The 646-nt window shown below is 74.6% G+C and carries 1 protein-coding gene; it reads left to right on the top strand.

The window, feature by feature from the left end:
• Positions 1 to 384 (top strand): DUF2795 domain-containing protein (locus AC1DSF_RS30545; protein WP_478184060.1); only part of this gene is annotated, 384 nt, incomplete at its 5' end.
• Positions 385 to 646 lie beyond the last annotated feature (262 nt).

Genomic DNA, 646 nt, shown 5'->3' with positions numbered 1-646 from the left:
GGCAGTGACAAGCACGGCCCGATGATGGACGACGCGATGCGGTCCGAGGTCGACAGCGAGCTGCGCAGCGGCCACTCGAGCCGCGTGCACGAGTGGCGGGAGGCCGAACCCGAGGGTGACGACCAGGCCCCGGCATTCCCGAGAGGCGGGCCGCAGCCGGGCAGCAGCGAAGGGCTCACCCCGGCCGACGTCGAGTTCAGGTCCCGGCTGGCACGCCACCTGGACCGGTCCACCTTCCCCGCCGACCGCAACGCCCTCACCCGTGGCCTGGTCGCACACCACGCGCCGGAGCCGCTGGTGGAAGCCGTCCGCGGGCTGCGTGGCGGGCGGAAGTACCGCAATGTCGACGAGGCGGCCCGGGCGATCTTGCACCCGAACGGCTGAGGCTAGGCACCCGAAGGGCTGAGGCTCGGGAGTTCTTCGAGAACGCCGGCGAGCCGCACGCCGAAACGCCGCCCCCCGCCCGCAAGGCCGAAACGCCGCAGCCCGGCGGGTCCGAAAGGACCGTCGCCGGGCTGCGGGTGCCGGGGGTTGCCGGGGTCAGACGCCCGCGGGTTCGCGGTCGCGGTCGTCGTCGGCGGACGGCCGGTGCGGTTCCGCGGTGGCGCGGTGGCCGGCGTCGATGTGCTTGCGCAGGCTGTCGCCC

This window comes from Variovorax sp. 01N429, assembly GCF_056399425.1.
This window is presented reverse-complemented; position numbering and strand designations above follow the sequence as displayed.